Origin of the sequence: Mesorhizobium atlanticum (assembly GCF_003289965.1) — a bacterium.
GTDB lineage: Bacteria > Pseudomonadota > Alphaproteobacteria > Rhizobiales > Rhizobiaceae > Mesorhizobium > Mesorhizobium atlanticum.
Map to the genome: position 1 here is coordinate 409,464 of NZ_QMBQ01000002.1, position 21,450 is coordinate 430,913.

Below are 21,450 nucleotides of genomic sequence, written 5' to 3' on the forward strand. Positions count from 1 at the left end.
GGCCTAACCCACGGCTTCCGGGGCGGCTGCCCATTTGCGCAGGATCTGCGCGGTGCGCTCCTCATTGAGGTCGACCATGCGGGCAAGCCGCTCCTGCGGCGCCGGCCGGATCTTCTGGCGCAGGTCATCGAGCGGGGTCGCGCCGGCGCGCGCGCCGGGCAGGGGGCCGGCCGGAGTCTCGGCGGTGATCGCGGCAACCGGGGCGTCGGGCGTCGGCAGCGAGCGTTGTACGTCCTCAAAGCTTGGGCCGGCAATGGCCGCGGGCTTTGCCGATGCCGTCAGCGCGGTGGCCATCGGCTTCAGGCCGAAGAAGGCAACCAGGAAAACGACGACGATGAAGGCGCCGGCATTGATGAGCGTGCCGGTGTAGGTGCCGATCGAGGCGAGGATGCCCGGCTGATCGATCGGCTCACCGTCGAGGCCGTTGATGAACTCGACCGCCGACACATCGATGACGTCGCCGCGCTTGTCGTCGAAGCCGGTCGCCGAGGCCACCATCTTCTGGATATCGGCGACACGCTTGGCGATCTGCTCCGGCGTGGCGTCCTTGCCGAGGATGGTCTTCAGCCGATCCTGGTTGACGACGACCGCGATCGACATCTTGTTGACCGTGTAGCCGTTGGAGACGGTGGCGATCTTCTTCGAGTTGATCTCGTAGTTGGTGATCTCTTCCTTGCGATCGTTCTGCGAGGAGGATTGCGGTCCCTCCGTGCTGGTGGTCTGCGTCTCGGGCAGGTTCTGCTCGACGCTGGTCGGAGTCGAGGCCTGCTTCTGGTTGCTGGCCTCGTTGGTCTTCACCGACTGCACCGAACGCTCGACGCGCGAGTTCGGATCGAAGATCGTCTCCTCGGTCTGGCGGCTGTCGGTGTTGACGTCGGCCTTGACGCTGGCGCGGAAATTGTCGGGGCCGAGATAAGGGGTGAGCGCGCGGCGGATGTTGTCGCCGATCTGCGCCTCGACCGTTTGCTCGACGCCCAGCGTGCGCGCGGCGCTCGTGTTGGAAGGATCGTCGCCGGCTGCGAGCAGATTGCCGTTGGAATCGAGCACGGTGACCTTGTCGGCCGAGAGGCCGGGAACCGCCGCCGCAACCAGGTGACGGATCGACATGGCGCTCTTCTCGGCATCGTTGCCGGCGTAGCGGATGACCACCGAAGCGGAAGGCTGCTGCTCGTCGCGTCGGAAATTGGCGCGCTCGGACATGACGATATGGACGCGCGCGGCCTTGACGCCGGAAATGGACTGGATGGTGCGCGCGATCTCGCCTTCCAGCGCGCGCACACGGGTGATCTGCTGCATGAAGGAGGTGAGGCCGAGCGAGCCGACATTGTCGAACAGCTCGTAGCCGGCATTGGCGCTGGTCGGCAGGCCTTTCTCGGCAAGCAGCATGCGCGCCTGCGCGGTGGTGCCGGCAGGCACCAGCACCGAGGTTCCATCGGAGCCGACATCGAAGCCGATGCCGGCATCGGCCAGCACCAGGCCGATCTGGTTCACGTCGGAACGCTCGAGGCCGACATAGAGCGTCTCATAGGCCGGGCGATTGAGATAAACGGAGGCGACGCCGATGACGGCCATGACCAGGGCCGCGATGCCGCCCATCAGCGCCAGACGCTTCACGCCGAAGCTCTTGAAATTCGCGATGATGCTCTGGATCTGTTCCGGCACGATTCAACGGCTCCCAGCACGACTGTCCGCCGGAAGACTAGACCGTGAAGCTTGTGCGAGGATGATAGGGCGCGCTGCCGAGGAACCAGAGAAGTACCCAACCGCTGGGTTTTTCCGATCAACGAAAAAGGCCGCGCCCGAAGCGCGGCCTTTTTCGTTGGTCGGGGTCGGTTGGCTTAGCCGTTCTTGAACAGCTGCAGGATCGACTGCGAGGAGCTGTTGGCGATCGACAGGGACTGGATGCCGAGCTGCTGCTGAACCTGCAGGGCCTGGAGGCGGGTCGATTCCTTGTTCATGTCGGCATCGACGAGCTGGCCGACGCCGCGGTCGATGGAGTCCATCAGGCTTTGCGTGAAGGTCTTCTGCAGGTCGATCGAGCTCTTGGCGGCGCCGAGCACGGTGGCGGCGTCGGTAAGCTGACTCATGACGTTGTCGATCTTGGTCACCATCTGCGTGATGATGTCGTCGGTCACGCCGGCCGCCGTGATGTCGAGATTGAAGGCGGAGACGTTGTCGATCTTGACGGGCGTGCCCGACACCGCGGCCTGGCCGGCGTTGTTGGCGGCGATGTCGGTGGCGCCGCCAGCGATCGCGGCCGCGTAGGCCGTGTCATATGCCGACTGGTCCGCGGCGGTGGAATATACCGAGGTCTGACGGTCGAGAATGCCCTGGTTCTTGACAGCGGTGGCGAGGCCGGAATCGAACAGCTTGGTGCTCTCGACATTGATGTCGATGGTGCCGAGCGAGATGGCGCCGGACGAAGAGCGGTTGAAGGACGAGACGATCTTGGCGTCCTGCTGGACGCCATCATTGGGGGCAGCCACTTGCGTGGACGTCACCGAAAGATAATTCGAGCCGGAGAAGGTGGCGGCGTCGGCGAAGGATTTCATCTGCGCCTGAAGCGCGGTGATTTCGGTTTGGGTCTTTGCCTTGTTGGCTCCCGACTGGCCGACGGCCGACAGGAGCTTGGTCTTGATCTGGCCGATCGTCGAAAGGACGTTGTTCATGCCGGTATAGGCGGTGTCGACCTTCGAGGCGCCGAGGCCGAGCGCGTCCTGCACGGTCGACAGCGCCGAGTTGTCGGAACGCATCGTGGTGGCGATCGACCAGTAGGCGGCGTTGTCGGAGGCCTCGGAGACCCTGTAGCCGGTCGAGATCCGGGCCTGTGTCTGCTCGAGCGATTTGTTGGTGGCGTTGAGGCTTTGAAGTGCAGTCAACGCCGCAGCGTTCGTCATGATGCTCGCCAAGAAACTCGCTCCTTCTCAAAAGCCGGCATGCCACAGGCCGTGTCGACCTGCCCATCGGTTGCGGCCGTGCCGGTCGGGCCGGTCGACAACCTGTATCAATTGGTTAACCATACCTAGCGCGATATGGTTAATGGCCTGTTAAAAGTAGACTTTGAAGAAGTTAAGAAACGAGGGTTGCGCGAGCCTTGAGCAAACGCAAATCGGGCCGCGCTTTTGGCGCGGCCCGATGCTTTAGCTTGGTCAGTATAGAGCGATCAGCCGCGGAAGAGCGACAGGATCGACTGCGACGAGCCGTTGGCGATCGACAGCGCCTGGACGCCGAGCTGCTGCTGAACCTGCAGGGCCTGGAGGCGGGTCGATTCCTTGTTCATGTCGGCATCGACGAGCTGGCCGACGCCGCGATCGATGGAGTCCATCAGGCTCGAGGTGAAGGTCTTCTGCAGGTCGATCGAGCTCTTGGCGGCGCCGAGCTTGGTCGCGGCAGTCGTCATGGACTTCAGCGCGGCGTCGACGACGTTCATCATCTGCTGGATCTGGGTGTCGCTGGCCGCGGTGGTGCCGGAGAAGATCGCCAGGCTGGAGACCGTGTAGGTGTCGGTGGCCGCAGCAGCGTTGCCCAGGGTCGGAGCCGAAGCACTGGCAACGACGCTGCCGTCGGTGCCGAGGCGGTTGGCGTCGAGGATACCCTTAGACACGCCTGCCGCGGTGCCGGCTTCATACAGCTTGATGCTGTCCACGTTGACGTCGATCGTCGAGATCGAAACCGCGCCCGAAGCGTCGCGGTTGAAGGCCGAAACGATCTTGACGTCGGCCGCGCTCGTGGCGGTGGCGCCGCTGTTGACGGACAGCATGTTGGTGCCGGAGAAGGTGGCGCCGTCGGCATAGGCCTTTAGCTGGTCCTGAAGCGCCTTGATTTCGACCTGGGTCTTTTCCTTGGAAGCGTCGGTCTGGCCGTAGGAGGCGGTGAGCTTCTGCTGGATCTGGTTGATGGTCTTGATCGCGCTGTCCATGCCGGTGTAGGCGGTGTCGACCTTCGAGGCGCCGAGGCCGAGAGCGTCCGAAACGGTGGACATGGCCTGGTTGTCGGAACGCATCGTGGTGGCGATCGACCAGTAAGCGGCGTTGTCGGAAGCCTGCGAGACGCGGTAGCCCGTCGAGATGCGGGACTGGGTGGTGTCGAGGGCTTTCTGGGTGGCGTTCAAGCTCTGCAGAGCGGTCAACGCCGAGGCGTTGGTCATGATACTGGCCATGGTACTCGTACCCTATTTTTACACGGATTTTTTTGACATACCGGCATGTCCGGTATGACGGTGCGGCATCATGCCAATGATCTGTGAAACCCGATCACCCGCCATCTGCGAGCAATATGCGGGCCAGTCCCTACCAAAGCGCTAAATCGCAGGGTTAATCGAAAATATATTGCCTAAAATTCGTGCGCGTCTCCGGCGCTGGCCTCTGCGGTCTCAGGTGAAGGATCGCACCAGGCTGCCGACGAGAAGGTTCCAGCCGTCGATCAGCACGAAGAACAGAATCTTGAACGGCAGCGACACCACCGTCGGCGGCAGCATCATCATGCCCATCGCCATGGTCACGGTGGCGACGATCAGATCGATGACGAGGAACGGCAGAACAATGAGAAAGCCGATCTCGAAGCCGCGCCGGATTTCCGAGATCATGAAGGCCGGCACCAGGATACGCAGATCGACGGTCTCGCGCGAGACGGTCTGGCCGCGCTCGCGGGCGAGGTCGGCGAAAAGGTCGAAATCCTTGTCGCGCACATTGTGCAGCATGAAATCGCGGAACGGACCGGAAATCTTCTCGAACGCCTCGGCCTGGGTGATCTGGTTGTCCATCAGCGGCTTCACGCCGGTGTTCCAGGCCTGGTCGAAGGTCGGCGCCATGACATAGAAGGTCATGAACAGCGACAGCGAGATCAGGATCAGGTTTGCCGGCGTCGACTGCAGGCCGATGCCGGCGCGCAGGATCGAGAAGGCGATGACGAAGCGGGTGAAGCTCGTCACCATGATGAGCAGGCCCGGCGCCACCGAAAGCACGGTCAGCAGGCCGAACATCTGGATCAGGTAGCCGACGGTCGTGCCGTCGGCCTTGCCGATGCCGCCGAGATCGAGCTGCTGGGCCGCGGCGACGGAAGTGGCGACGACGATGAGCGCCGTGGCTATGAGGAACTTTCTCATTCGAGCAGCATCGTCCTGACGAGAACCTGTTTGACGTGGCCGCCGCTGCGCAGCGCCGCGCGCTCATCGAGATCGGCCTTGAGATGCTGGTAGCCGCTGGCGCCTTCGATCTGATGCAGCTTGATCGTGCGCACGAAGGCGAGCAGATCCTGGTGGATTTGCTCGGTCACTTCCGGCGGCTGCGGGGCATCATAAAGTACCGATACTTCCAGCCGGATCCAGACGTCCGACGGCGAGGCGAGATTGGTGGTGATCGGCGCCAACTGAGCAAGGGTTGGCCCGGCGGCCACCTTGCCGGCCTCGCCAGGCTTCTCGGCCTTGCCGGCATTCTCCGGCGCCGCGGGCACCGGCGCCGGCGTTTCACCCTGCTTGAGATAGCCGCCGGAAATCCAGCCCATGCCGATGGCCGCGCCTGTCATGACCAGCAGCATGGCGAGCTGGATCACCAGGGAAGGTCCTTTCTTGGGCTGGACCTGCTCGACATTGGCCACGACAGCGCTCTCCCGGCCCTAGAAAGGAAGGACCTGGTCGAGCACCTGCTGGCCATAGGCCGGCTGCTGGACCTCGCTCACGCGGCCGCGGCCGCCATAGGAGATGCGCGCCTCGGCGATGCGCTCGTAGGGAATGGTGTTTTCCGCGCCGATGTCGGACGGACGAACCATGCCGGCGATGGTCAGGACCCGAAGCTCGTAGTTGACGCGGACCTCCTGCGAACCCCTGATCATCAGGTTGCCGTTGGGCAGCACCTCGGTGACGACGGCGGCGACGTTGAGCTCGATGTCTTCCGAACGCTTGATCTCGCCATCGGCGTTGGTTTCGGTGCTGGAACTCAGGCCGGCGTCGCCCTTGCCGCTGGTGCTCCTGCCGTCCCATCCGAGCGTGACGTCATAGCCGAGCTTGCGCGCGGCGGTGCGGCTGCGGTCGTTCTGGTTCTTGAAATTGGCCCTGTCGTTCAGCTTGATGTTGACGGTCAGGATGTCACCGGCGCGCAGCGCGCGCGGATCGGTGAAGAGCCGGCTCTGGCGATCGTCCCACAGCGAAAATTTCCTTGGCCGCGACGCCGGCGGCTCGGGATAGCTGTAAGGACCGGAGGCACCGATACCGGAACCTACGGGTGACATGGCAGGCTCCCGGCCGATCTCCTTGAAATTGGTGCCGCAGCCGGACAACCCCGCAACCGCGACGAGGACAAAGAACTTCAACTTCATGACGGATCAACCCTTCGCGCCGCGCTGGCCATGATGCCGGTGAGCGTCGCCGCCGCCTTCTGGTCCATTTCATTCAGGATGACGCCGGCCTTGCGCGAATCGAGCTTCATCAGGATGGCCGCCGCGAGCTCGGCATTGACCATCGCCAGCCGTTCGGCGGCGGCGTCCGGCTTCATGCCGGCATAGATCTTGACGACGCCGTCCTCGGCGCGCGCCAGGAAAACTTCGCGGCGCTTCAGCCACTCTTCATATTCGGTCTTCTTGGCCTCCAGCGCCTTCATGCGCTCGTCGATGCCGGCCTGCAGCTGCTTCAGCTCCTCCGCCTGCAGGGCGTAGCGGCGGTCGCGCGCGGCATCCGCGATGTTGGAGCAGAAGCGCTGGATCTCGCTTTCGTCAGGCGCCTTGCCGCCCGCAAGTCCAACCGGCTGGGCCGATGCCGTCTCGCGCGTGAGCTGGGCCGGCTGAGCCGGCGCCTGACCGCCAGGCAGTACCTGGCGTACTTCATCCGCGCGGACCGCGCCGCCCGCCAGCGCGACGATCGCGCCAATGGCGAGGAGGCCGGTCACGGGGTGAAGCCTTGGGCGACGATGCAGTGTCGAGGAGAGGAGCGCGATCATCGGTGTGCCTATTGGAGAACCAGGTCGGCCTGCAGGGCGCCGGCCGACTTGATGCCTTGCAGGATAGCGATGATGCCGTCGGGCTTCACGCCGAGGCGGTTGAGGCCGGAGACAAGCGTTTCGAGATCGGGGCCGTCGAGCATGGCGACGCGCGCGTTGGGCCGGCTCGCATCGATGGCCGTGGACGGTTCCACCGCGGTCTCACCCCTGGAGAAGGGTTCAGGCTGGACGACGCGCGGCGCTTCGGTGATGCGTACGGTAAGCGTGCCGTGGCTGATCGCCACGCGAGAGATCCTGACGTTGTTGCCGATGACGATGGTTCCGGTGCGCTCGTCGATGACGACGCGGGCAGGGGCATCCGACTCGACGACGAGGTTCTCGATCTCGGCATAGAATCGTGCTGCGGAGATGTTCTTCGGTCGCCTGATCTGCACGGTGCGGGCATCGCGCTCGGCGGCGACCCGCATGCCGAAGCGCTGCGAGGTGTAGTCGTTGACGGCGTCGGCGATGCGGATCGCGGTCGAGAAATCGGGATTGCGCAATTGCAGCGTCAATACACCCTGGTCGTCGAACTCGGCCGGCACGGCGCGCTCGACGATGGCGCCGTTGGGCACGCGGCCCGCGGTCGGCACACCCTGCGTGAGCTCCTCGGCCTGACCCTTGGCGGTGAAGCCGCCGACGATCACGGAACCCTGGCCCACCGCGTAGATTTCGCCATCGGCTGCCTTCAGCGGCGTCATCACCAGCGTGCCGCCGGCAAGCGAGGTGGCGTCGCCCATCGAGGAGACGTCGATGTCGATGCGGGCGCCCGACTGGACGAAGGGCGGCATGTTGGCGGTGACGATGACGGCGGCCACGTTCTTGGCGCGCGCGCTGCCGCCTTCGGTGGCGATGCCGAGGTTCTCCAGCATGGCGCGGATCGACTGCTCGGTGAAGGGCGAATTCCGCAGGCTGTCGCCGGTGCCAGCAAGGCCGATGACCAGGCCGTAGCCGACGAGCTGGTTGTCGCGCGCGCTTTGCAGCTGGGCGATGTCCTTGATGCGTGCGGCCACCTGGCCGGGCGGCAGCGTGCTTGGCCCGGTGGAAACGCGGAACATGCGCTGGGTCGTGGTTGGATCATATTCCGGGTCGTCGTAGACGCCGCCATTTTTCTGGACCAGCTCGCGCTTGGCCTTGGGCGTCAGGCCATCCGCCAAAGCCGGCTGAATACCGATGGCCGCCGCGAGCAGAAACACAAGCGCGCGCATCACGAAGCGCCGACCTTGATGGTGCCGTCGGCCATCACCGTGCCGGAGATGATCTTGCCGCTGTCGATGTTGCGGATCTTGATCTGGTCGCCGGCAGCGCCTGGCTGCAGCGTGACGCAGGCTGCCGAAATGGTGAGCGCGCCGGCGGTGAAATAGACCTGCACGGAAGCGCCCTGTTCGACCAGCCAGGCGTCGCGGATAGCGGTGACCGGGATGTAGCGGCCGGGCAGAAGCGTGCGCTTGGCGACCTTGCCCTGAAGCTCCTCGGAGCGCGTCGCCATGCCGTCCGGCTTGTGCTTGCCGGGTATCAGCGTCACCTGCTTGAGCGAGGCGGATTCGATTGTCTCGCCGGGATAGATGACCCGGTTGGGGATCAGCACGGCCTCGCCGATCGCCTGGCCGGCGGCGATCTGGTTCGCCGACTGGCCGGTGGTGTCCTGCGCGATAGCCGGCGTGCCTGCGGCCACCAGGGCGGTGGCCAGCACGGCGCGTCGGAGTGCGAAGGAGATCGGCCCGGCCATCGTCCGTTACCTGATGTTCTTGGAGACAACCGAGGCCATGTCGTCGGCGGCCTGGATGACCTTGGAGTTCATTTCGTAGGCGCGCTGCGCCGAGATCAGCTCGGTGATTTCCTTGACCGGGTCGACATTGGAGGATTCCAGATAACCCTGCTGGATCGTGGCGAAGCCGGGATCGCCGGGAACGCCGACATTGGCCGGACCCGAGGCAGCGGTTTCCTGGAAGAGGTTGTCGCCCAGCGGCGCCAGACCCGCCTCGTTGGCGAAGTTGGCGATCTGAAGCTGGCCGAGCAGCTGTAGATTGGTCTGGCCCTGGAGACGGGCAAAGACCTGGCCGGTCTTGTTGACGATCACCTCGACGGCGTCGGTCGGCACGGTAATGGCCGGAATGACCTCGGCACCGTCGACGGTCACCAACTGCCCGGTGGCATTGGTGTTGAAGGCGCCGGCGCGCGAGTAGAGCGTGCCGCCGTCGGCGCCCTGGATCTGGAACCAGCCCCTGCCGGTCAACGCCAGGTCGAAGCTGTTGCCGGTGCTGGCCAGCTCGCCCTGGGTGTGGACGTTGCGCACCGCCGTCGTCTTGACGCCAAGACCGATCGAGACGCCTTCCGGCACCAGCGAGGTGTTGGAGCGGTTGGGCACGCCTTGCGTGCGGTCGACCTGGTAGAGCAGGTCGGAGAACTCGGCCCGCGCCCGCTTGTAGCCGGTGGTGTTGATGTTGGCGATGTTGTTGGCGATGACTTCCAGGTTGGTCTGCTGGGCGTTCATGCCGGTCGCGGCGATGGCGAGTGCTTTCATGACGCGGTTCCTAGATACTCATGCGACTGATTTCGAGGTAAGCCGAGACGACCTTGTCGCGGATGGCGATGGTCGTCTGCAGCGCCTGCTGGGCGCTCAGCACCGCATCGACAACCTGACGGGTGTCGGCGTCGCCCTTGAGCGCCTGTATCGACATCTGCTCGGCACCCTGCAGCGTGTTGACGGTTTTCGTCGCGGCATGGCTGAGGACGTCGGCGAAGCTGCTGCCGACGCTTTCGCTGGCCTGCGTCCCGACACCGCCTTGAAGCAGGCCCGGCGCGGCCGAGTCGGCGCCGTCGATTGCTGGTTTGAACTGTAGTGCCCCGATACCGCCGATCATTACTGGTTCCTCATCAGGTCGATGGTCATGGAAATCAGATCGCGAGCCTGCTTGATGACCTGCAGGTTGGCTTCATAGGAGCGGTTCGCCTCGCTCATGTCGGCCATTTCGACCAATGTGTTGACGTTGGGCATCTTGACGTACCCTTTGGCGTCGGCGGCTTCGTTGCCGGGCTGGAATTCGATCGGAAAATCCGAAGGATCGCGATTGATGGCGCTGACTTCCACCAGCGAGCCGCCGGTTGCGCGGTCGACCTCGGACTGGAAGGTGATCGTCTTGCGGCGATAGGGATCGGCGCCGGGCGTGCTGCCGGTCGACTGCGCGTTGGCGAGGTTTTCCGAGACCACGCGCAGGCGCTCCGACTGGGCGCCGAGACCGGATGCCGCGACTTTGAGGGCTGCGGTGAGGGCGTCCATGGTCAGCTCTTCACCACCATCGTCATCATCGAATGGAAGGCCTTGACGATCGCCGTGTTGAGCTCGAAGGAGCGGCGGACGTCGCCCGCCTTCATCAGTTCCTGCTCGAGAACGACGGTGTTCTTCGACGGCATGATCGCGCCGTCAGGATCCTCCGGCTTGACGTTGAAGCCGGCATTGGTGGTTTCGGCGCCAAGATGGCCCGTCTGCGTGGCAGCCAGTGTCACCGCGGCGCGGTCGAGGACCTTTTCGAACGGCTCGACATCATTGGCCGTGTAGCCCGGCGTGCTGGCGTTGGCGATGTTGGAGGCAATCGCCGACTGGCGCACGGCCAGCCATTGCGACTGCCGCGCGGCAAGATCGAAAAGATTTACGGGTTCCATGGGAATCTCCCGGACAAGTACGCACAAGACTAGGCGGCCAGTCTTGCGCGGACCTTGCGCGGGGGCGGGGCTGTACGGCCCGGCTCCGTTACTTCGAAAGCTGGATCACCTTGTCCGTGCTGGTGACGATCACCCACTTGCCGCCGCGCTGCTCGATGGAGGCGACGCGGCTCGAATCCGGCAGGACGGAGCCGCGCTGAACGATCCACAGACCCGTATCGTCCTCGATCATGGCGCGGCCGTTGGCGACATGCACCATCTTGAATTCGGACGCGGCGGCCGGGAAGGGCTGGTCGGCGGGCGGCGGGGCGGGGTCATCCTCAACCGTTCCGGTGGCAAAGAGGTCGATATCGGGATTGGGAACGTCCTTGGCCGTCAGCGGCCCACTGCGTTGAGCCACAACGCCGCCGCCCTCGCGTCCGGAATTGCTGCCGCTGCCGCCGAATTTGATGGCCTGGACGCCGAACTGCTCCTGATTGAAGAAGATGTACCAGGGAAACAGCGCGCAGATCAGGCCGAGCGTGATGCCCAGCGCGGCGATGACGAAATCGCTGCGCCGGTCGGCGCTCCTATCGGCAAGGCGCGGGAACTGGGCTTTCGGCGGCTCCGGCCATTCGGTGCGCGGGAAAAGCCCGTCGATCAATGAATCGCGGCTGGCCTGTGCCGCATCGGCCCTATCGGCGGTGGGTGCCCTCGGGGGATGCGGCCTTTCGGCTCTGGTCAGAAGTGCCGCCGCCTTCTGCGTCCTGGCGCGTGCGGCTTGGTCCTTGGCAATCCTCGCCTTGTCGGCCTCGGCCCGCTCCGCCGCCTCGGCCTCGGCGAGCATGTCGCGCAGCATACGCTCGGTATATTGGAGCTCAGTCTCCTTGATCGCCATTCAGCTTCCCCTTGAGATGGCGGGCGAGGTCGGCGAACGGATCGGCCGACGCGCGGTCCCTCGGCGATTGCGTGAGCGCCTCGTAGATCAGCGGCACCTGGCGCACCGCGTTGTCGAGCTCGGCATCGGCGCCGCTTTGGTAAGCGCCCAAAAGACGGATGTCGCGCGTGTCCTCGAAGCGCGCGATCATCGATTTCAGCCTTGTCACCAGCACGCGCTGTTCCGGGCTCCAGGCCTTGTCGGCAAGGCGCGAGATGGACGACAGCGGATTGACCGGTGGATAGCGGCCCTGCTCGGCAAGGGCGCGGTCGAGCACGACATGGCCGTCCAGGATGCCGCGCACCGAATCGGCGACCGGGTCGTTGTGGTCGTCGCCATCGACGAGCACGGAAATGATGGCGGTGATCGAGCCTTTTCCCTCGGCGCCCGGGCCGGCGCGTTCGAGCAGCTTCGGCAGGTCGGTGAAGACCGAGGCCGGATAGCCGCGCGCCACCGGCGGCTCGCCGGTTCCCGTCGCAACTTCACGCAGCGCATGCGCGAAGCGGGTGATGGAATCCAGCACCAGGAGCACGCGATGGCCCTGGTCGCGAAAATGCTCGGCCACGCACATGGCCGTGTCAGGCGCGCGGCGCCGCATCATGGCGCTTTCGTCGCTGGTGGCGACGACGGCGACGGTCTTGGCCATGCTCTCGGCGCCGATCGTATCCTCGAGGAACTCACGTACCTCGCGGCTGCGCTCGCCGATCAGCGCCACGACCACCGTATCGAAGGCCTCGGCGCCGGCGAGCATGGCAAGCAAAGTCGACTTGCCGACGCCGGAACCGGCGAAGATGCCGAGCCGCTGGCCGAAGCAGAGCGGGGTGAAGATGTCGATCACCCTGACGCCGGTGAGGAAGCCGGTGCCGACGCGCTGGCGCGACAAGGCGCCCGGCGTCGCGCCATGCGTGACATCGGCGGCATTCGACCGGATCAGCGGAGGACCGCCGTCAATGGGGCGGGTCAAGGCATCGACGGCCCGCCCGCGCCAGGAGACGTGCGGCGCTACCGCGAGCGGGCCGCGGCGAAAGACGGCGTCGCCGATTCCGGCATCGGCGCTGCGCTCGAAAGGCGCGATCACGACCTCGTCGCTGCCGATCTTGACGATCTCGCCGCGTCGCGCGCCGGCCTTGCCGCGCTGCTCCACGATATCGCCGAGCCTGGCGATTCCGGAGAGGCCGCGGACTTTGTAATGCGTGGGCGATATCTCGGCGACGCGGCCGCCGCGCGACAGCAGCGCCTGCGGATCGTCGAACCGGCGCCAGACGCGTTCGAGCGCGGCCAGCCGGTCCGTCCTTCCGGAATCGGCCAGGCTCTCGGAAGCGCGCAACAGGGACGGACCGGTCGTCATGCCGTCACTTCGAGCCGAGCGTCTTGATCGCGTCCTCGGTCGAGGAATCGGTCTGCCGCATCAGCGCCGCCGTGTTCTCGAAAGCGCGCTGCACCTGGATCAGCCGGGTCATCTCCAGCACCGGGTTGACGTTCGACTCTTCCAGAAATCCCTGCGCGATGCCGACGTCGGAGCGATCGGTGACAGGTTCGGGCGTGCGTGCCGGAACGATGCCTGAATTGCCGTAGCGGACGAAATTCTCGCCTGGATCGAAATTGTAGAGGCCGATGGCGCCCACCAGCTGGTCGTTCTGCCTGAGCGAGCCGTCCGCGCCTGCCTTGGGCGGGCCGTTGCGCGGATCGAGCTGGATCGGAGCGCCGCCGCTGTCCAGTACCGGATAGCCTTCGATCGACATCAATTCGCCGTTCTCGTTCATGGAGAAACGGCCGTCGCGCGTCATCACGGTGCCGGCGGGCGTGTCGATGGCGAACCAGGCATCGCCCTGGACGGCGAAATCGAACGGGTTGCCGGTTTCGGTCAGCGCGCCATGCGCGCCAGAAAGATAGGTGTTGCCGGAGGAGGCGAAGGAAACCGACCTCGGCCCCGTGCCGGAGACGACGTCCTCGAACTTCACGCCGGTGGCGCGAAAGCCGATGGTCGAGGCATTGGCGACATTGTCGGCAATGGTGTCGAGACGGCGCTCGAGCGCGATCTGAGAGGAAAGGGCGACGTAAAGACTGTCCTGCATGATCGTCTCAGAACTTCAATTGCTGCATGGCCATCATCAAATCGGTTGAGATGCCGACAGTGGTCGGCTGCGCGAAAAGCACGCTGACCGACGTCACGGCCGTCGAGGTCGGGTGGGCGATCTCGTACATGCTGGTGAACCGGGTCAGGAACTTGCTGAGCTTGTCGGGGTCGGTGAAGTCCTTGATGTCGAGCTTCTGCCCGAACAGCTGCGCCTGCTTGTCGATGTCGGCGGTGGCAAAGGAATCGGGCAGACCGAGCGCGGTGCGCACCACGCTGGCCAAAGCGGTGTCGGCCAGCACGTCGTACCAGTTGGTGATGTCGGGCGCCTTACGCTGGAAATAGAGCGCCAGCCGCACGCCCTCATTCGTCTTGCCGGCATCTTCCTCGAGCGTCTGGCGCATGTACATGTCGACAGTCGGCTGCTGCGCCTGGACATAGGTGGTGGCGTTTTCGCCGTACTGCTCGAAGTTGAAGGCCGAGGCCAGCCCGGCATAGGCCTTGTTGGCCTGCTTGTTGGCGACGCTTTCGGGATCGCGCACCCCGCCTTGCAGGACCGACTTGATCAGGTCCTTGTCCTCTGTCGCCGAATCCAGGCCGTACGCGGCAAGCGCGTAGGTGTAGAGCCGGTTGTTCGACATCAGATCGTCGACCGATTTCACTTTGGTGATGTTGGCGAGATAGTAGGTCGTCTCGCCCTTCACATAGTCCGAATTCGGGTCGAGGCCGGCGATCTGGGCCTGGATGGCGTAGTTTTTCGTCACCAGCTGCTGCGCCGGGTTGTAGACGGTCGCATCGGCGCCATCCGCCGCAAAATTGAAGGCCCTGACGAACTGGGCGTAGCGCTTGTCGGTCAGCTTGTTGGCGAAGCTGTCGGGATCGGAAACGCCTTCCTTCAGCGCCTTGACCATGAAGGCCTTGGCATAGTCCATGTTCTCCAGCCCGTAGGCCTTCATGGCATATTTGAACAGGCGGTCATTGTTGACGAAATCGTCGATCGATTTCACCTTGGTGATGTTGGCCAGATAGTATTGGGTATCGCGATCGACCGTCGGCTGTTTCTCAATCCGGTCGATCGACTTGCTGATGTCTTTGGCAATCAACTGATAGCTGGTGTAGGTATTGAGCAAGGACACGCCTCCGGCCGAAGCTATCCCGGCACAATAACGTCACTTCCTTGCGCGAAGCTGAATCGCGTCCGCTGCCCTCGATTCAAGCCTCACACAAGGCACGGGGACTATCCCTGATCCACGACGTGACATGCGGAAGGACCTGTCGTGGGCATTCTGATCGGACTTGTGGTGACGCTCGGCTGCGTTCTCGGCGGCTTCATGGCCATGGGCGGCCATCTGCACGTGCTGCTGCAGCCCTGGGAAGCGGTGGTCATCTGCGGCGCGGCGCTCGGCACTTTCCTGGTCGCCAATCCGATGAAGACGGTCAAGGACACCGGCAAGGGCATTCTCGAAGCCTTCAAGCAGGCGGTGCCGAAGGAGCGCGACTACCTCGAGACGCTCGGCGTCCTGCACAGCCTGATGCGCGAACTGCGCTCGAAGTCGCGCAGCGAGGTCGAGGCGCATATCGACAATCCGGAAGAGTCGGCGATCTTCCAGGCCTTCCCGACCGTGCTCAAGAACCACGACCTGACGAATTTCATCTGCGACTATTGCCGCATCATCATCATCGGCAACGCCCGCTCGCATGAGATCGAGGCGCTGATGGACGAAGAGATCCAGACGATCCGCAGCGACAAGCTGAAGGCTTACCACGCGATGGTGGCGGTCGGCGACGGCCTGCCGGCGCTGGGCATCGTGGCCGCCGTGCTCGGCGTGGTGAAGGCGATGGGCGCGCTGGACCAATCGCCGGAGATCCTCGGTGGCCTGATCGGTGCCGCGCTCGTCGGAACCTTCCTCGGCATCTTCCTGTCCTATGCGGTGGTCGGTCCGGTCGCCACCAAGATCAAGACGGTGCGCGAAAAGAAGAACCGCCTCTACATCATCGTCAAGCAGACGCTGCTTGCGTATATGAACGGCGCCCTGCCGCAGGTGGCGATCGAATTCGGCCGCAAGACCATCTCCTCCTATGAGCGTCCGACCATCGATGCCGTCGAGCAGAGCACCATGAACGCCGGCTCCGCCGAGAAGAAGGCGGCCTGAGCATGCAGCATCCGAGACAGGGCCGCCTGCCGCCATGACCAGTCCGGCCAGTCCGTCAGAAACGCGGGCCTTGATCATCGAGCGGCTTGTCGGCGACAGCGGCGAGGCGGCGCAGGTGATCGGCGCCGGCCGAAGCATGGCCGAGCGAGCGCTGCCGGTGCTGCAAAAGGCGCTTACCGGCGAGCTCGGCGCGCCTGTGACCGTCGACCTGCAGGCGGTAGAGGTCGGCCGCGTTCCCGAAGCGCGTTCGCGCGCCGGCGATGCCTTCGCGCTGACCATCGTTTCCTCGCCCTCCTCGGCTGATGCCATGACACTTGTGATGGATGCGCAGGCGGTCGCCGTCATGGTGAGCGCCCTGTTCGGCGGCGATCCCGACCAGCCGGTCGCGCCGATCGAGCGCGACCTGTCGCAGATCGAAGCCGATGTCGCGACGACCGTGTTCCAGGAGGTCGCGACGGCGCTCAACGGATCCGGCAAACGCTCTCTCGACCTGCGCCTGCCGGTGCCGAAGGCCATGGCCGGCAACGAGGCGAGGCGGCGCGTGCTGCGCGACGGCGCTGCCGTGCGCATCGTCTATGGCCTGTCGACGCCGTCCGACAGCGGCATGCTCACGGTGATGATTCCGCAGCGCCTGCTGCTTACCTCGCGCAACGGCGAAGCCGCCGCGGTCAAGGATGGCGAGGCCACGGAGTTCGACTGGCGGGCCCGCTTCTCCGAAGAGGTGATGCGCTCGACCGTCCGGCTCGAGGCGACCATGCCGCTCGCCAGGCTGACGCTCGGCGACCTTGCCGCGTTTGCGCCCGGCCAGGTGATCGAGTTCGAGGAAAAAGCGCAGCTCAACGCCAGGCTCAGCGCCCGCGACAAGACATTGTTCGTCTGCGAGTTCGGCAAGCTCGGACAGAACTACACCGTCCGCATCAGCCATCCGCATGATGCCGGGCAGGATTTCATCGACGGACTGATGCCGGGCTGACGCCAGACCCGGGATTTATGGAGACGACAGATGGCACAAACCAAGGTGGAAGCCGAATCCGACCAGCCCGACGAACAGCTCGACCGCGCCATCGAGGAACTGCGCGGCGTGCTGCGCGAGGAGGAAAAGCGCCCGGATGACGCCTTTCAGTCGGGCGCCAATTCGTCGATCATCATGACCATTCCGGTCGACGTGCAGATCATTCTCGGTAGCACGGAGATGCCGGTCTCGGAACTGATGTCGCTGCAGAAGGGCTCCACGGTCGCGCTCAACCGCCGTATCGGCGAGCCGGTCGACGTGGTCGTCAACGGCCGCAACATCGCGCGTGGGGAGATCACCGTGCTGGAGAGCGATCCGACGCGCTTCGGCATCAGGCTCACCGAGATCATCGCCGCGACGAAGAGGGCCTGAGCATGGTCGGCGGGCGGACCAATCGGCAGCGAGGACAACACGCATGACGACGGCATTGGCGCTCACACGTCCGCAAAAGGCGGCGGCCATACTGGTGGCCATGGGCAAGCCCGCGGCCAGCCGGCTGCTCAAATTCTTCAAACAGGATGAATTGAAGGCGCTGATCGAGGGCGCGCGTCTCTTGCGCACCATCCCGCAGGCCGATCTGGAGCGCATCGTCGCCGAGTTCGAGGCCGAGTTCACGGAGGGCGCGGGCCTGCTCGATTCTGCCGACCGGATGGATACGATCCTCAACGAATCGCTGTCGCCCGAAGAGATGAGCGCCATCATGGGCGAGAAGAAGTTCGAGCCGGTCGCGGAAGGGCCCGCGCCGATCTGGCCGGATCTCGAAAAGCTCGAACCGGCACGGCTGGGCGCCTTCCTTTCCGGCGAGCATCCGCAGACGTCCGCGATGGTGCTTTCGAAGCTGGCGCCGCAGACTGCCGCCAATGTTCTGCTCACCATGGAAAAGCCGATGCGCAGCCAGATCATCAAGCGCATGGTGACGATGGCCAACATCCCGGATGCGGCTTCCCGGATCGTCGAGAACCAGCTGCGCGCGAGCGTACTGTCGCAGAAGGCCAGCAGGGATACCACGGCCGGGCAGGAACGCGTCGCCAGCATGCTCAACGAGATGGCGAAGCCGGAACTGGACGACCTGATGCAGGACCTGGAGGAAGCCGGCACGCCCGATCTCGCCGGCGTCAGGTCGCGGCTGTTCGCCTTCGACGATCTGCCGCTGCTGCCGCAGAAAGCCCGGGTTCTGCTGTTCGACGGGCTGTCGACCGAACTCGTCACGCTGGCGCTTCGCGGCGCGTCGCCGGAACTGGCCGAATCGGCACTGTCGGCGATCGGCGCGCGCTCTCGCCGCATGATCGAATCCGAGCTTGGACAGGGATCGGAAGGCATTGCGCTTGCCGACATCATGGCGGCCCGCAAGAGCATATCGAGCGCCGCCATAAGGCTGTCGCGCGAAGGGGCCTTCGAGCTGCCTTCGATGCAGGCAGCCACCGCCGAAGCCGCCTGACGACAGCCACACGGTCAGAGCGTCATGGCGGAAGCGGTCGACAAGGATTCCAAAACCGAGGAAGCCACAGAAAAGAAGATCCGCGACACGATCGAACAGGGCAAGCTGCCCCATTCGCGCGAGACCGCGATCTTTGCATCCTTCCTCGCGATCCTGGTTTTCGCCGTCTTCTACGCCAAGGACGCGATCGTCGACCTCGGCATGTTCCTGTCGACGTTCCTGGAAAAGCCGGAGGCCTGGCCGATGAACACCGAGACCGACGTCATCTCGCTCTACCGGCAGGTGATGACCGAGATCGGCCGCGCCGTCGTCAGCCTGCTGGCGCTGCTGACGGTCGCCGGCATCGGCGCTTCGGTGTTCCAGAACATGCCGCAGATCGTCGGTGAACGGATCAGGCCGCAGCTGTCGCGTATCTCGATCGCCAAGGGCTGGAGCCGGATGTTCGGCGTGCAGGGCTGGGTCGAGTTCCTGAAGTCGCTGGCCAAGCTTGGCTTCGCGATCGCGGTGCTGAGCTTCACGCTCTCGCAAGATCATCGCAAGCTGCTCGCCGGCATGATCACCAACCCGATGTCCTTCGGCATGGTTATCCGCGGCATCTTCGTCGACATATTGGTGGCGATCGTTTTCGTCATGGGCCTGATCGCGGTGGTCGACATCGTCTGGTCGCGTTTCCACTGGCGGCGCGACCTGCGCATGACCAAGCAGGAAGTGAAGGACGAGCTGAAGCAGTCGGAAGGCGATCCGATCGTCAAGTCACGACTGCGTTCTCTGGCGCGCGACCGGGCGCGCAAACGCATGATGACGGCGGTGCCGCGCGCGACGCTGGTGATTGCCAATCCGACGCACTTTTCGATCGCGCTGAAATATGTGCGCGGGGAGGATTCCGCTCCCATGGTGCTCGCCAAGGGGCAGGATCTGGTGGCGCTTAAGATCCGCGAGATCGCCAGGGAGAACAACATCCCGATCTTCGAGGACGTGGCGCTCGCGCGCTCCATGTACAAGCAAGTTTCGGTTGATAGCGTGATCCCGTCGCAATTCTACCAGGCGGTCGCCGAGTTGGTGCGGATCGTCTACTCGAAGAAGTCCGCCCGCAAGGCAACCCAATGAACGGACGCCGCTAATCCATGGACCGGCAACCACACGCCAATTCCCGCGAGCTGATCGTCGCCAGCGCCATCGAGCCCGTGGTGGGCGAGTTGAGGCTGATCGACGTTGCCGACTATATCGCCTTCATCCGGCTCGAGCATTTCGCCTGCCTGTCGGACCTGGTGGATTCGGCCGCCGAGCTTTACTTCCGGCCGGGCACATTGCGGCTCGGCCATGGCGGCGAGGCGCATGTCGACTGGAGCGGCAGTCCGCGTATCGTGCTCGATCTCGAGCTGCGGCCGCGCGGCGTGACGGTCTATTTCCAATTGACGCTGACCGAGCGCGGGCCTTCCGTGGTGGTCAACTACGTGTCGTTCGAGAAGCCCGGCGAGACGCCTGAGCACAACACTGCCTTGCTCGAGGACGCTGTAGAGGAGGCCCGCATCCGCAGGACCGAGCCGCTGGCATTTCCGTAACGAGCTGATTGCAGCCGAGCCAATCTCCCTGCGGCACGTCGAGAGCAATTCCAGGAAAAGTGTGAGCGGTTAGGCTCGGCGTCTTCACCGTAGCCTTCCGCCCGAAGTTGCGTCAAAACAAAGAGATAGGGCGTTTCGCCGTTTCGGTGAAACGGTGAGACGCACTAGCGCCGCATGCGTGACATCACTCGATCAGGCCGAGCCGCAACGCCTTGGCGACCGCCTGGTTGCGGTTGACCGCGTTGAGCTTCTGCGTCGACTGGGTGAGGTACTGGTTGGCGGTGTGCACCGAGAGCTTGAGAAGCTTGGCGATCTCTTCGCTGGTGTTGCCGTTGGCGGTCAGCTTAAGGCATTCGAGCTCGCGCTTGGAGATCGAGCGCGTCCTGCCGGTGTCGCCGGGGCGGATGCGGGCGACCGCCGCGAAGAGCGCGAAGGAGCGCGCGTGGATTTCGCACAACGTGTCGTCGGACAATGCGATCTCTGAGCCCAGAAAGACGACCAGTCCGCATTGGCCGCGGTCTGCATGCACGGGAAGGGCGATGCCGTTTGTGCCGGGCGCCAGCGGCGCGGTCGGCTCCGCCCAGGCGAGCGACTGGAAGACCTGACTCGATCCGGCGACGCCGTCGTCGGCCCACCAGCGTGGCGCGGTCGAGATGCGGCTGTGGCGCACCACATCCTCGCCATTGGCGCCGGAGATGAATTTGGTCGCGACCGCGGTGCTCGGGTAGTCGGAATCGAAGCACGCGACGAGGCGAGCGCGTTCCGCCGACGGGCTGACGAAATAGAGCCCGAAGGCCGAGGCATTGATGTCGACGGCGATCCAGCGGCAACGGCGCACGGCATCCGGAATGGTGGCCGCATGATGCGTTTCCGAGCCCAGCGAGAAGGCGCCGAAGGGATTGCGCTGATCGTTGAAAAGGGCGGCGGCCGCCTCTTTGACCTGTGCGTGCTTCAAATGATGCCGCTCCTGATCGCCGTCGCGATCGCCATCGCGCGGTTCGAGGCCGCGAACTTCTGGATGGCGTGCGTGATGTAGCTGTTGACGGTGTTGGACGAGACGCCGAGGATGAGGGCCACCTCATCGGTGGTCTTGCCTTCCGAGACCCAGAACAGGCATTCACGCTCGCGGTCCGACAGCGGGTCCTGCATGGATGCCGCCGCGATCAGCTGTGGAATACTGGAAAGCGCATAGCAGCATTTGAGCTGCGCCTTCATCAGGGCGGTCAGGTCGATCTTGCCTGCCTCGGCGGCCGAGAACAGCACGAACAGGCGCTGCCGGCCGACATTGAGCCGCAATGAATAGATTTCGGCATGGCCGAGCACGTCGAGCAGGCGGGCCTCCTCGCCGGTCAGCAATGCGCCGGCGTCGGGCGCGTGCGCCGCCACCAACGGCTTCGGGCGCACCCCGGGCGCAACGGTCAGAGGGCCAAGCGCCAGATTGGCGATCAGCCTTTTGCCGATCAGCTCTATGGCATCGAAGATCCAGTTCGAGGAGACGATGCGCGCATCGTTGCGGTCCTGGTCATGCACGATGGCGACCAGCATATAGCTGTCGGCGCCGATGTCGGCCGCAAGCTGCATGAAGAAACCGGTGAGATCGCCGCGCGACGTCAGGCGGGGGCCTGAAGCATCGGGTTGGAGAAGCGCGGCGGGACTGCTCATTT

Annotated in this window: 25 protein-coding genes; 6 read left to right on the forward strand and 19 right to left on the reverse strand. The window is 64.5% G+C overall.

The features are described 5' to 3' along the window. Positions 1 to 3: 3 nt before the first annotated feature. The 17 genes from fliF to DPM35_RS07125 all read right to left on the reverse strand — a co-directional run bounded on the left by fliF (position 4) and on the right by DPM35_RS07125 (position 14,751). Positions 4 to 1,662 carry a flagellar basal-body MS-ring/collar protein FliF gene (gene fliF, locus DPM35_RS07045; RefSeq protein ID WP_112126582.1) on the reverse strand — a complete coding sequence of 553 codons (1,659 nt, stop codon included), beginning with the start codon at positions 1,660 to 1,662 and terminating at the stop codon, positions 4 to 6. Positions 1,663 to 1,838: 176 nt separating this feature from the next. Further along, the gene (locus DPM35_RS07050; RefSeq protein WP_112126583.1) at positions 1,839 to 2,909 is read right to left on the reverse strand and encodes a flagellin N-terminal helical domain-containing protein; all 1,071 of its coding nucleotides are present in this window, start codon (positions 2,907 to 2,909) and stop codon (positions 1,839 to 1,841) included. Between the two features lie 254 nt (positions 2,910 to 3,163). Beyond that, a complete protein-coding gene (locus DPM35_RS07055; protein WP_112126584.1) occupies positions 3,164 to 4,159 on the reverse strand; it encodes a flagellin N-terminal helical domain-containing protein in 996 nt (331 codons plus the stop codon). Positions 4,160 to 4,372: 213 nt separating this feature from the next. After that, positions 4,373 to 5,104, reverse strand: a complete 732-nt coding sequence (gene fliP, locus DPM35_RS07060; protein ID WP_112126585.1) for a flagellar type III secretion system pore protein FliP — start codon at positions 5,102 to 5,104, stop codon at positions 4,373 to 4,375. Continuing rightward, positions 5,101 to 5,595 (reverse strand): flagellar basal body-associated FliL family protein, encoded by a 495-nt coding sequence (locus DPM35_RS07065; protein WP_112126586.1) that lies wholly within the window; start codon positions 5,593 to 5,595, stop codon positions 5,101 to 5,103. Before DPM35_RS07065 ends, fliP begins: the two co-directional genes overlap by 4 nt. Positions 5,596 to 5,613: 18 nt before the next feature. Further along, positions 5,614 to 6,312 (reverse strand): flagellar basal body L-ring protein FlgH, encoded by a 699-nt coding sequence (gene flgH, locus DPM35_RS07070; protein WP_112126587.1) that lies wholly within the window; start codon positions 6,310 to 6,312, stop codon positions 5,614 to 5,616. Then, positions 6,309 to 6,929: a MotE family protein gene (locus DPM35_RS07075; protein ID WP_112126588.1), complete on the reverse strand. Its 621-nt coding sequence runs from the start codon at positions 6,927 to 6,929 to the stop codon at positions 6,309 to 6,311. Before DPM35_RS07075 ends, flgH begins: the two co-directional genes overlap by 4 nt. A gap of 8 nt (positions 6,930 to 6,937) precedes the next feature. Next, complete coding sequence (locus DPM35_RS07080) at positions 6,938 to 8,176, reverse strand: flagellar basal body P-ring protein FlgI (protein ID WP_181591944.1); 1,239 nt, start codon at positions 8,174 to 8,176, stop codon at positions 6,938 to 6,940. Next, positions 8,176 to 8,697, reverse strand: coding sequence for a flagellar basal body P-ring formation chaperone FlgA (gene flgA, locus DPM35_RS07085; protein WP_112126590.1), 522 nt, complete (start codon positions 8,695 to 8,697; stop codon positions 8,176 to 8,178). The genes DPM35_RS07080 and flgA overlap by 1 nt, the downstream gene beginning before the upstream one ends. Before the next feature lie 6 nt (positions 8,698 to 8,703). Beyond that, positions 8,704 to 9,492: a flagellar basal-body rod protein FlgG gene (gene flgG, locus DPM35_RS07090; RefSeq protein WP_112126591.1), complete on the reverse strand. Its 789-nt coding sequence runs from the start codon at positions 9,490 to 9,492 to the stop codon at positions 8,704 to 8,706. A gap of 10 nt (positions 9,493 to 9,502) precedes the next feature. Continuing rightward, positions 9,503 to 9,832, reverse strand: a complete 330-nt coding sequence (gene fliE / locus DPM35_RS07095) for a flagellar hook-basal body complex protein FliE (RefSeq protein ID WP_112126592.1) — start codon at positions 9,830 to 9,832, stop codon at positions 9,503 to 9,505. Continuing rightward, the gene (gene flgC, locus DPM35_RS07100; RefSeq protein WP_095817159.1) at positions 9,832 to 10,248 is read right to left on the reverse strand and encodes a flagellar basal body rod protein FlgC; all 417 of its coding nucleotides are present in this window, start codon (positions 10,246 to 10,248) and stop codon (positions 9,832 to 9,834) included. Before flgC ends, fliE begins: the two co-directional genes overlap by 1 nt. A gap of 2 nt (positions 10,249 to 10,250) precedes the next feature. After that, positions 10,251 to 10,631 (reverse strand): flagellar basal body rod protein FlgB, encoded by a 381-nt coding sequence (gene flgB, locus DPM35_RS07105; protein WP_112126593.1) that lies wholly within the window; start codon positions 10,629 to 10,631, stop codon positions 10,251 to 10,253. An 88-nt stretch (positions 10,632 to 10,719) separates the two neighbouring features. Continuing rightward, positions 10,720 to 11,508, reverse strand: a complete 789-nt coding sequence (locus tag DPM35_RS07110) for a hypothetical protein (protein ID WP_112126594.1) — start codon at positions 11,506 to 11,508, stop codon at positions 10,720 to 10,722. After that, positions 11,489 to 12,895, reverse strand: coding sequence for a flagellar protein export ATPase FliI (gene fliI, locus DPM35_RS07115; RefSeq protein WP_112126595.1), 1,407 nt, complete (start codon positions 12,893 to 12,895; stop codon positions 11,489 to 11,491). Before fliI ends, DPM35_RS07110 begins: the two co-directional genes overlap by 20 nt. 4 nt (positions 12,896 to 12,899) lie before the next feature. After that, the gene (gene flgF / locus DPM35_RS07120) at positions 12,900 to 13,622 is read right to left on the reverse strand and encodes a flagellar basal-body rod protein FlgF (protein WP_095817163.1); all 723 of its coding nucleotides are present in this window, start codon (positions 13,620 to 13,622) and stop codon (positions 12,900 to 12,902) included. Between the two features lie 7 nt (positions 13,623 to 13,629). Then, the gene (locus DPM35_RS07125; RefSeq protein ID WP_112126596.1) at positions 13,630 to 14,751 is read right to left on the reverse strand and encodes a DUF1217 domain-containing protein; all 1,122 of its coding nucleotides are present in this window, start codon (positions 14,749 to 14,751) and stop codon (positions 13,630 to 13,632) included. Between the two features lie 147 nt (positions 14,752 to 14,898). On the opposite strand from DPM35_RS07125, the gene motA reads away from it, so the two are divergent. Genes motA through DPM35_RS07155 form a run of 6 tightly spaced genes read left to right on the forward strand, consistent with a single transcriptional unit; the run spans position 14,899 to position 19,786 of the window. After that, a complete protein-coding gene (motA, locus tag DPM35_RS07130; protein WP_042640459.1) occupies positions 14,899 to 15,774 on the forward strand; it encodes a flagellar motor stator protein MotA in 876 nt (291 codons plus the stop codon). A 34-nt stretch (positions 15,775 to 15,808) separates the two neighbouring features. Next, complete coding sequence (locus DPM35_RS07135) at positions 15,809 to 16,747, forward strand: FliM/FliN family flagellar motor switch protein (RefSeq protein WP_112126597.1); 939 nt, start codon at positions 15,809 to 15,811, stop codon at positions 16,745 to 16,747. Positions 16,748 to 16,777: 30 nt separating this feature from the next. Then, positions 16,778 to 17,158 carry a flagellar motor switch protein FliN gene (gene fliN / locus DPM35_RS07140; RefSeq protein ID WP_112126598.1) on the forward strand — a complete coding sequence of 127 codons (381 nt, stop codon included), beginning with the start codon at positions 16,778 to 16,780 and terminating at the stop codon, positions 17,156 to 17,158. Between the two features lie 43 nt (positions 17,159 to 17,201). Beyond that, a complete protein-coding gene (locus tag DPM35_RS07145; RefSeq protein ID WP_112126599.1) occupies positions 17,202 to 18,224 on the forward strand; it encodes a flagellar motor switch protein FliG in 1,023 nt (340 codons plus the stop codon). Positions 18,225 to 18,248: 24 nt separating this feature from the next. Next, positions 18,249 to 19,331 (forward strand): flagellar biosynthesis protein FlhB, encoded by a 1,083-nt coding sequence (flhB, locus tag DPM35_RS07150; RefSeq protein WP_112126600.1) that lies wholly within the window; start codon positions 18,249 to 18,251, stop codon positions 19,329 to 19,331. Between the two features lie 17 nt (positions 19,332 to 19,348). Further along, complete coding sequence (locus DPM35_RS07155; RefSeq protein ID WP_042640450.1) at positions 19,349 to 19,786, forward strand: hypothetical protein; 438 nt, start codon at positions 19,349 to 19,351, stop codon at positions 19,784 to 19,786. Between the two features lie 184 nt (positions 19,787 to 19,970). On the opposite strand, the gene DPM35_RS07160 is transcribed toward DPM35_RS07155, so the two are convergent. After that, the gene (locus tag DPM35_RS07160; protein ID WP_112126601.1) at positions 19,971 to 20,741 is read right to left on the reverse strand and encodes a helix-turn-helix transcriptional regulator; all 771 of its coding nucleotides are present in this window, start codon (positions 20,739 to 20,741) and stop codon (positions 19,971 to 19,973) included. Then, a complete protein-coding gene (locus DPM35_RS07165; protein ID WP_112126602.1) occupies positions 20,738 to 21,448 on the reverse strand; it encodes a helix-turn-helix transcriptional regulator in 711 nt (236 codons plus the stop codon). Before DPM35_RS07165 ends, DPM35_RS07160 begins: the two co-directional genes overlap by 4 nt. Positions 21,449 to 21,450 lie beyond the last annotated feature (2 nt).

Coding starts and splice junctions, on each gene's coding strand:
- DPM35_RS07135 (WP_112126597.1), top strand. CDS start 15,809: ATGACCAGTCCGGCCAGTCCGTCAGAAACGCGGGCCTTGATCATCGAG.
- fliP (WP_112126585.1), bottom strand. CDS start 5,104: ATGAGAAAGTTCCTCATAGCCACGGCGCTCATCGTCGTCGCCACTTCC.
- DPM35_RS07075 (WP_112126588.1), bottom strand. CDS start 6,929: ATGATCGCGCTCCTCTCCTCGACACTGCATCGTCGCCCAAGGCTTCAC.
- flhB (WP_112126600.1), top strand. CDS start 18,249: ATGGCGGAAGCGGTCGACAAGGATTCCAAAACCGAGGAAGCCACAGAA.
- DPM35_RS07145 (WP_112126599.1), top strand. CDS start 17,202: ATGACGACGGCATTGGCGCTCACACGTCCGCAAAAGGCGGCGGCCATA.
- flgG (WP_112126591.1), bottom strand. CDS start 9,492: ATGAAAGCACTCGCCATCGCCGCGACCGGCATGAACGCCCAGCAGACC.
- flgB (WP_112126593.1), bottom strand. CDS start 10,631: ATGGAACCCGTAAATCTTTTCGATCTTGCCGCGCGGCAGTCGCAATGG.
- fliN (WP_112126598.1), top strand. CDS start 16,778: ATGGCACAAACCAAGGTGGAAGCCGAATCCGACCAGCCCGACGAACAG.
- DPM35_RS07110 (WP_112126594.1), bottom strand. CDS start 11,508: ATGGCGATCAAGGAGACTGAGCTCCAATATACCGAGCGTATGCTGCGC.
- flgH (WP_112126587.1), bottom strand. CDS start 6,312: ATGAAGTTGAAGTTCTTTGTCCTCGTCGCGGTTGCGGGGTTGTCCGGC.
- DPM35_RS07080 (WP_181591944.1), bottom strand. CDS start 8,176: ATGCGCGCGCTTGTGTTTCTGCTCGCGGCGGCCATCGGTATTCAGCCG.
- flgC (WP_095817159.1), bottom strand. CDS start 10,248: ATGGACGCCCTCACCGCAGCCCTCAAAGTCGCGGCATCCGGTCTCGGC.
- flgA (WP_112126590.1), bottom strand. CDS start 8,697: ATGGCCGGGCCGATCTCCTTCGCACTCCGACGCGCCGTGCTGGCCACC.
- DPM35_RS07055 (WP_112126584.1), bottom strand. CDS start 4,159: ATGGCCAGTATCATGACCAACGCCTCGGCGTTGACCGCTCTGCAGAGC.
- fliI (WP_112126595.1), bottom strand. CDS start 12,895: ATGACGACCGGTCCGTCCCTGTTGCGCGCTTCCGAGAGCCTGGCCGAT.
- flgF (WP_095817163.1), bottom strand. CDS start 13,622: ATGCAGGACAGTCTTTACGTCGCCCTTTCCTCTCAGATCGCGCTCGAG.
- DPM35_RS07165 (WP_112126602.1), bottom strand. CDS start 21,448: ATGAGCAGTCCCGCCGCGCTTCTCCAACCCGATGCTTCAGGCCCCCGC.
- DPM35_RS07155 (WP_042640450.1), top strand. CDS start 19,349: ATGGACCGGCAACCACACGCCAATTCCCGCGAGCTGATCGTCGCCAGC.
- fliE (WP_112126592.1), bottom strand. CDS start 9,832: ATGATCGGCGGTATCGGGGCACTACAGTTCAAACCAGCAATCGACGGC.